At 57.0% G+C, this 6,981-nt stretch carries 11 protein-coding genes; 10 read left to right on the top strand and 1 reads right to left on the bottom strand.

What is annotated here, in order from left to right; translation table 11 throughout:
* From GQ59_RS30160 to GQ59_RS30135, 5 genes are all read left to right on the top strand, one after another.
* Nucleotides 1–397: YybH family protein (locus tag GQ59_RS30160; protein ID WP_037088559.1), on the top strand; the 397-nt coding region annotated here is incomplete at its 5' end.
* Between the two features lie 29 nt (nucleotides 398–426).
* Entirely contained in the window at nucleotides 427–651 is a 225-nt protein-coding gene (locus GQ59_RS30155; protein WP_037088554.1) for a YgjV family protein, read from the top strand.
* 1,025 nt (nucleotides 652–1,676) lie between these two features.
* Nucleotides 1,677–2,408, top strand: a complete 732-nt coding sequence (locus GQ59_RS30145) for a hypothetical protein (RefSeq protein WP_162183338.1) — start codon at nucleotides 1,677–1,679, stop codon at nucleotides 2,406–2,408.
* Between the two features lie 403 nt (nucleotides 2,409–2,811).
* A complete protein-coding gene (locus GQ59_RS30140; RefSeq protein ID WP_037088551.1) occupies nucleotides 2,812–3,090 on the top strand; it encodes a hypothetical protein in 279 nt (92 codons plus the stop codon).
* A 94-nt stretch (nucleotides 3,091–3,184) separates the two neighbouring features.
* Nucleotides 3,185–3,697 carry a hypothetical protein gene (locus GQ59_RS30135; RefSeq protein WP_037088550.1) on the top strand — a complete coding sequence of 171 codons (513 nt, stop codon included), beginning with the start codon at nucleotides 3,185–3,187 and terminating at the stop codon, nucleotides 3,695–3,697.
* Here the strand turns inward: GQ59_RS30135 and ligD are convergent.
* Complete coding sequence (gene ligD, locus GQ59_RS30130; protein WP_037088549.1) at nucleotides 3,679–4,734, bottom strand: non-homologous end-joining DNA ligase; 1,056 nt, start codon at nucleotides 4,732–4,734, stop codon at nucleotides 3,679–3,681. The two genes, GQ59_RS30135 and ligD, sit on opposite strands and share 19 nt — an antisense overlap.
* A gap of 174 nt (nucleotides 4,735–4,908) precedes the next feature.
* On the opposite strand from ligD, the gene GQ59_RS30125 reads away from it, so the two are divergent.
* Genes GQ59_RS30125 through GQ59_RS30105 form a run of 5 tightly spaced genes read left to right on the top strand, consistent with a single transcriptional unit; the run spans nucleotide 4,909 to nucleotide 6,857 of the window.
* A complete protein-coding gene (locus GQ59_RS30125) occupies nucleotides 4,909–5,163 on the top strand; it encodes a hypothetical protein (protein ID WP_037088548.1) in 255 nt (84 codons plus the stop codon).
* Nucleotides 5,156–5,503, top strand: coding sequence for a hypothetical protein (locus tag GQ59_RS30120; protein ID WP_037088546.1), 348 nt, complete (start codon nucleotides 5,156–5,158; stop codon nucleotides 5,501–5,503). Before GQ59_RS30125 ends, GQ59_RS30120 begins: the two co-directional genes overlap by 8 nt.
* Nucleotides 5,476–5,703, top strand: coding sequence for a hypothetical protein (locus GQ59_RS30115; protein WP_037088544.1), 228 nt, complete (start codon nucleotides 5,476–5,478; stop codon nucleotides 5,701–5,703). Before GQ59_RS30120 ends, GQ59_RS30115 begins: the two co-directional genes overlap by 28 nt.
* A complete protein-coding gene (locus GQ59_RS30815) occupies nucleotides 5,700–6,176 on the top strand; it encodes a hypothetical protein (protein WP_051904298.1) in 477 nt (158 codons plus the stop codon). The genes GQ59_RS30115 and GQ59_RS30815 overlap by 4 nt, the downstream gene beginning before the upstream one ends.
* Before the next feature lie 6 nt (nucleotides 6,177–6,182).
* Complete coding sequence (locus GQ59_RS30105) at nucleotides 6,183–6,857, top strand: SOS response-associated peptidase (RefSeq protein ID WP_037088542.1); 675 nt, start codon at nucleotides 6,183–6,185, stop codon at nucleotides 6,855–6,857.
* Nucleotides 6,858–6,981 lie beyond the last annotated feature (124 nt).

The raw sequence follows: 6,981 nt of genomic DNA, 5'->3' as shown, positions 1-6,981 counted from the left end.
ACAGGCTCAAGCGTTCAACTCAGGCGACATGGTGAGGTGGCATAAGATGACGCGGCTGTCGGACGACTTCACCTTGATGCAACCGTTTGGCGGCCCCGCGAGCCACGGCTTCGACGGCAGCGCGGCGCATCTGGCCAAGCTGGCACGTTCCTTCCGAAATGGCGACGCGAAGCTAGAGATGGTTGCCAGCTATGCCTCCAACGATCTGGTGGTCCTAGCGTTCGTGGAGCGCCAGCACGGTGAGGTCTACGGTCTGCCGGATCAGGACTGGTCGCTGCGCGTCACACAGGTCTATCGCCGCGAGGGCTCGTACTGGCAGCTGGTCCACCGCCACGCTGATCCCCTCGTGAGGCCAATCGGCCTTGATAGAGCCGCGGCGCTGGCGCGCGGCGAATAACCGGCGGCGTGAGTCTAGCGGAGATTCTCATGATGGATTCGTGGATCGAGATCGTCGGTTTTGCCGGCAGCTTCCTGACCGTAATAACCTACCTGACGCAGCGCATGGTCCAGCTTCGCGTATTGGCGATAGCGAGTAGCCTGTGCTTCGCGGTCTATGGCACCATGATCGGCAGTCCACCGTTGATACTCATGGAGGCGGCACTCCTGCCCATCAACGCGTGGCGGCTCTACCAAATCGCAATGGAGGCTTGATGGTCGATAAGCTGCATCAACCTCCGCGTTCACCCCTCAAACTTCAGCAATTAACGAAATTTGCGAGTGGCGGGGAATTTTTCCACAACCTAATCCTGTAGGGAGCGGGCGCCCCTGAAGAATGGGTGACGATCGGCCCAGGCCGATTCAGCTGCGCGGGTGCCAGTCATCGGAAAGTGGAAAGCCCGCGTCAATCCCTGAAACCGCGGGCTTTCGCAGCCGGGGCTCTTCTGTGCCCGACCTATTCCGGAACCTTAGGACTGACCAACCAGGCGATCAATTTCTCCAAAGGGAGTAGTAACGTCAAAACGCCAGCGCCAGGAGCGTTCTCGTTGGTTCTCGGGGGGCGTCCCCCGTCGCGACCGCCAAACGATCTTGGATTGCCGTGCCGCCCATTATTGCAATCACGTCGTAGGTCTTCTCACGGAACCGACTGGAGCGCCCGGGCATTCACTGAATGTCGCGAGGGCAAATTTCCCCTCAGAAATGTTCGGCCCCTCGAACACGCTCTCGCGACGCCCTCCCCTTAGACGCGCTTATCCCAGTGAAGCTCTTCGGCGTGCCGACTTCTTTCGGACTCTATTTCTTCTCGATGACAGACGTCCCCTCACCCACCGTTCCAGCCGGCGACGAGAAGCGGCACCTGTTCTGCCAGATGGCGATCGAGATCCCTTTCCAGGATCTAATCCAGGCTGCAGTGAAGGCCGGATGGGACGCCGAGCGTTTCAGAACCTAAGCCGCCTGGGTGTAATACACGGTTTGCCTTTCATAGGCGCGCGCCAGAGCCAGAGCTTGATCGAATGACTTAATTGCGCAAACGTAGGCTATATCTTACCATCAGCGGCGCTTTTGCTAAGAGAGTGGCTTAGATGTTAAGTACTATTAGACAAAAAGGGATCGGAGGATTTTGGTCTGAAGGTAGATTATCCGCCTTGGAAAGGGCTTGCATACAATCGTACCTCAATATGGGCCTCAGTTATACAATATTCTCATACGGCCCTTTGGGTAATATACCGGATGGCATTTTGGTCGAAGATGCAAATAAGATAGTTCCTCATTCGATGAGGCAGAGGATCATATATAACGGAAAACCTGACTTATCGCACTTTTCGGATCTTTTCAGATTTGAAATGATCCGTCAGAGGGATCTGGTGTGGCATGATTTGGACGTAATGCTAATCGCAGATAAGCCGCTGCCAGAGTATAACGATATCATCGTCAGAGAGGAGCAGGGCGGGATCAATGGAGCAATACTTTACGTCTCTGACGCAAAAATTATCGATTATTGCTTAGACGAGATACATAAACTGCTGGACCGAGAGCTCACATGGGGCCAGACGGGACCGAGATTGCTTGTGGAAGCAATCAACAAATCGGGGCGCCAGATAAACACTTATAATCATGAATATTTCTACCCAATAGAGCATTACGACATTTGGAAAGCATTCCATCCTGGATATTGCGCGTTCTGCAAGGAAAAATGTGAGTCCGCACTGACCATCCATTTATTCAACAATATTTTAAACAGTATCGGAATGTGGAAAGATATGGCGCCCCCAAAAGGTTGCTTCATGGATGAGCAACTAGAAAAAATGGATCTGCTCTGGCTCTTTAGGGATACCTACCCTGAGAGAGTCATGACTTCTATTTTAGAAAATTTTCAATATCGGCAAAATGGCAAGGCGCTCGGCATTAAAACAATTATTCGAGAAATCGCGCCAAGCATTTATCGTACCTACAAGCATTATCGAAGATAGAATTTGGCGAATAAAATTGTTGGTTCGGCGCCTCGATGCCGGTCTCGGTCTCCTCGAAGGCATTTTGCTCCTCGTCAATGTCTGGAGATCCCAACCTGCGACCCAGCACTCCAAAGGTTCAACGCGCTTCGGAAGCGCTGGGAGAATCTGGATTAGACGGCGCCTCAAAGAAAGGCCCGCCGAAGCGGGCTGAGTTTGGGGATTTTTCGGAGTAGTCGCAGACGCAGCATACATCGGTGGAGGTGCCGATGGTTGGAAGGGTCGCTACGCCCGTTATTCGAACTGCGACCGAAGGCAGACGTTCCACCCGCGAGCCAATATCCTTTTCGCCCCCTCATTTTTGAGAGCTTCCCTTTCCCCTGCGTGGCTATACCTATGCGGGTGTTTGGCCCAGGGAGCGGAAATGGAAATAGTTGTATTTGGGTATCAGATCGTACCGGGACGGGACGAGCCCTTGGCCTTTGCGGCTTCCTTCGAGGAATGCCAGCGCGAAGCCCTGTACGAGCGTGAAGAGCTTCGGCGGAATGACCCGGATCTCGAACCGCTGGGGGCCATGGCGATCTATCGGCTCACCTTAGCCTGGCCCGACACAGATGGGTTGATTGCTGTGCTGAATGAGAAGACTTCGCTGCTCGACGCCATTGTCGTCGATCGCAAGCTTGTGGGTCTGGTGGCCGATTGACTGAGCACCTCTGGACCGGGCAGTCCGGCAACACGAGCGACGTGATTCGAATTTTTTGCTACACGCCATCTCACGTTGTCATTGGGAGTTTGAAATGGAAATCGTGACGTCGCGTAAGAAGTTAATATTGTGTCTTCTCGGATCCCTTGTCCTCGTCGCCGTGAGTTTGTCCTTGCCGGACGAGAGATTCTATCTTCGTCTCTTGGGGGGCATTCTTTTTTCGGTCTCTGCGATTATTTTTGTACTGACGCTGGTTCGCCCGGCGCGGCTTTCTTTGGACCAGGATGGGCTAAGTCTTTCCGGCGGGTTCCGTCTTTCACCTATGAAAATCGCTTGGCGCGACGTGGATGGATTCGTTGTACGCCGTATTCAGCCCGGCACTTCACTGGTTGGGTTTAACTACAGCGTGCACGCTTCCAGTAAACTGCGCGGGGCAGCGTTTTCGCGGGGCATCACGGGCGTGGATGGCGGACTTCCTGGCGGATGGTCAATATCGAACGTCGCCCTCGTCGATATACTCAACGCGTATCGCGAACAGGCCCTGGCCAATGACAAAACGTTTCGACCGCCGGAGAATTTTTCCACGACCTATTCCGGCAAGCCGTAGATCTCCGACGTGTCATCCGGATCGCGCAACCCCTTGAACGACGGATGCCGGAGCTTTCCGTCATTCGTCCACGCCCGATACTCGATTTCGGCAACTAGCGCCGGAGCCGTCAGCACCAGGTTCTTGCCCGGCACCTTCACGGGCGGCAGCTTCGTCTTGAGCTTGTCGAGCTGCTTCTTCAGTGATCGTGCAACGTCATGCTTGAACCCGGTCCCGACACTGCCGACGTATTTGTAGCCGTCCCGATATCGGGCGCCCAACAATAGGCTGGCGATTGCGCCGGGCAGTGCCGTCGATGGCTCGTAGCCAATGATGGCGAAGCTGTCGCTCTGGATGCACTTGATTTTCAGCCAGTCGCCCGTTCGGCCGGATCGGTAGGGCCGGTCGCGATGCTTGGCGATGATGCCCTCCAGCCCTAGCCGATAGGCGTGAGCGAGAAGAGCATCCGGATCGGCATCGAACTCTTCGGAGATCCGTATCGCATCCCCCTGCCCGTCCAGGGCGTCTTCCAGCAGATGACGGCGAGCCGCGTATTCAAGGCCGCGCAGATCGTGGCCGTCGAGGTAGAGCAGATCGAAGGCGTATAGGATCGAATTGCGGGATGGCAGCTCGCCGCCCGCCTTCCCGGAGGCGCCCAAGGAGTTCTGCAGCAGGCCGAAGTCAGAGCGCCCCTGCTCGTCGAGCACCACCGCCTCACCGTCGAGGATCATGGTGGTCGGGCTGAGCGCTCTGGCAGCATCAGCGATGGCCGGGAACCGATGCGTCCAGTCATGGCCGCCGCGGGTGATGATCCGGACGCCGGCGGGCTCGATATGCACAGCCAGGCGGTATCCATCCCATTTGATTTCATAGGACCATTCATCGCCGTGCGGCGGCCTGCTCTTCAGGAGCGCGAGGCAGGGCTCGACCCGTTCGGGCATGGGATCGAAGGGAAGATGCGGCTGCTTCGGATCGCGCCGCTTAACCGGCCGGCTTTGCAGCGGCGCGTTCTCGTCGATGAGCAGAGGCGTGGAAGGCTTTCGCGGGCGCTTGGTCATGCCCGCATTGCATCAGCAAATTCTTAAAAAGAATCCCTGTTGACTCATCACTACATGAGAACATAATTAGAACATCGAGGTCGCCATGGCGGGCGGCTATCCACATATTATCCAAAGCTTGAACGCGCTTCGGCGCGAAGGAGTAGCCATGCCTGGAATTCACGAGGCGTTTGAATGATCCGATTTTCAACTGCAAAATTGGCGCCGCCTGAGCCGATCAAGACGCCGATCGCGCCGATGGCCGACTTAGCCGTTCCGATGCAGCCTGCGCCAATTCTGGAGCTTGAGCCTACACCAGAGGCAATGTCTCGTGCGAAATCCACGAAGCCACGGTCACCGAAGCGTAAGCCTGCACCGGCGGCGGAAATCCTCCCGCAGCTCGACCTGGAGGCAGCCGCTGGAGACAAGAAAGAAGACCAAGATGACTGAGATCGATGACGGAACCCGGCACTTGGGAGAACCAATATGCGCCGCGTGTGGTGGCGGCCTTGAGTACGATGGTGGCAATCCGCAGCCTGAAGATATTGTCTCCTGCGACAATCCAAATTGCGGCAACTCGGCAACCTATGCTGAAGTCGCTGCGGACTGCGAAGCCTGGTACGCCGAATATATGGGCTTCCATGCTCAGCAGATGGCCTTAGGTGGCCCGACCGGGGGAGCGCTGGCCAATTGGAAACCTCGCGGCAAGTACCGCTTCATCATGAAGATTGTCGGCGCCGGCAAGGAGGAGGATTTCGCGTCATGCAATCCAGTCCGGCTGAACTTCTGACCGATGAAATTGCCTGGGCCGTGGAAGCCGAACTGGCTTTTCACGATGGTGACGTAAAGGCCACCATCGCGACACTGCTTGAAGACAACAGGCATCTGCGGCGGCAACTGGCTTTGGCTGAGTTCGCCGGCAGTCGAGGTTTCGCCCGCGGCTGGCGGCCGGCATACGAGCGCAACGCGGAAGACACGAAGGCACCATGAAGTCGCCGACGCTTTCAGACTATCGAGGGCAGAAGGTCAAAGTGATCTGCGAAGACTGCGACATCCTCAAGAGCCTCGATGGGAACGCGCTCTTCGATCAGTATGGCGATGCCGACATGCCGGGCCTGCTTGGCAATCTGTGCAAAGCCTTGGGCTGCACCCGCTCGAAGGAGGGGTTCTATAACCGCTGCAGCCTGGTCTACTATTTCACCCACGACGAATGGATGGCGAAGAGCGGGATGGTAAGCCGCGAGGCCTACGAAATTGCTCTGGGTAAGCGTCTGGCTGATCTTCAGGAATGGGAAATGCTCCACGGCAGATGCCGTTGCGGGCGGCGCGGGCCGCTCAATAAGAGCAGTCTCGCCCGGCGATATGGGCCCGATGCCCGCCTGAAGGAGCTTGAGAGGAAGCTTCTTTGCAAGGAATGCAAAAAATACGATAGCGTAATCGATATTTCGTCACTGCCGAGGTGAGAGCGAATGTGCAATCTCTACAACGTCACCACCAGCCGCGAGGCTGTCCTGCAGTTCACCAAGGCTTTCCGGGACAAGGCCGGTTGGAACCAACCCTCGCTTGACGTCTATCCTGGCTACCAGGCGCCGGTCGTGCGCGTCGGCGAGGATGGGCAGCGGGAGATCGCCAGCCTGACGTGGGGGATGCCATCGCCGCCGGCTTTTGTGAAGAACTACGACCCGGGCGTCACCAACATTCGCAACGTCAGCTCGCCGCACTGGAGGCGTTGGCTCGGCCATACCAGCCGCTGCGTTGTTCCCTTCACGTCTTTCGCGGAACCAGATCCTGCGAGGAAGGTCATGGGTGGCCGGGTGCCGAACGCATGGTTCGCCGGCAGCGAGGATCGTCCCCTGATGTTCTTCGCTGGCTTCTGGACGCCGTGGCGGGGTATCCGCAAGGTGCGCGACGGAGAGCGGGAATATGAGCTGTTTGGGTTCCTGACGACAGAGCCGAACGAAATCGTTTCTCCGATCCACCAGAAAGCAATGCCGGCGATCCTGACGACGCCGGAAGAGGTCGACCTGTGGCTCACGGCACCATGGGAAGAGACCAAGCACCTCCAGCGGCCGTTGCCGGGAAACATGTTGGTGATCGTGGAACCGCCCGCCAAGCCGATCGAAGAGGTTCCGACATTGCTATGAGTGACGAACGCACGGCAGCCCATCCTACTGCCCCGGTGCATTTCGAGCATTGGTGTGAGCATCCTGGCTGCAAGCAGTGGGGCGCCTTCGAATTCGAGCGCGATAGGTCGAAGACGGACTGGTT

Source organism: Neorhizobium vignae (assembly GCF_000732195.1).
In the GTDB taxonomy this organism is placed as follows: Bacteria; Pseudomonadota; Alphaproteobacteria; order Rhizobiales; family Rhizobiaceae; genus Neorhizobium; species Neorhizobium vignae.
Note: the sequence above shows the minus strand (reverse complement) of the source record. Positions and strands in the feature narration are given on the sequence as shown.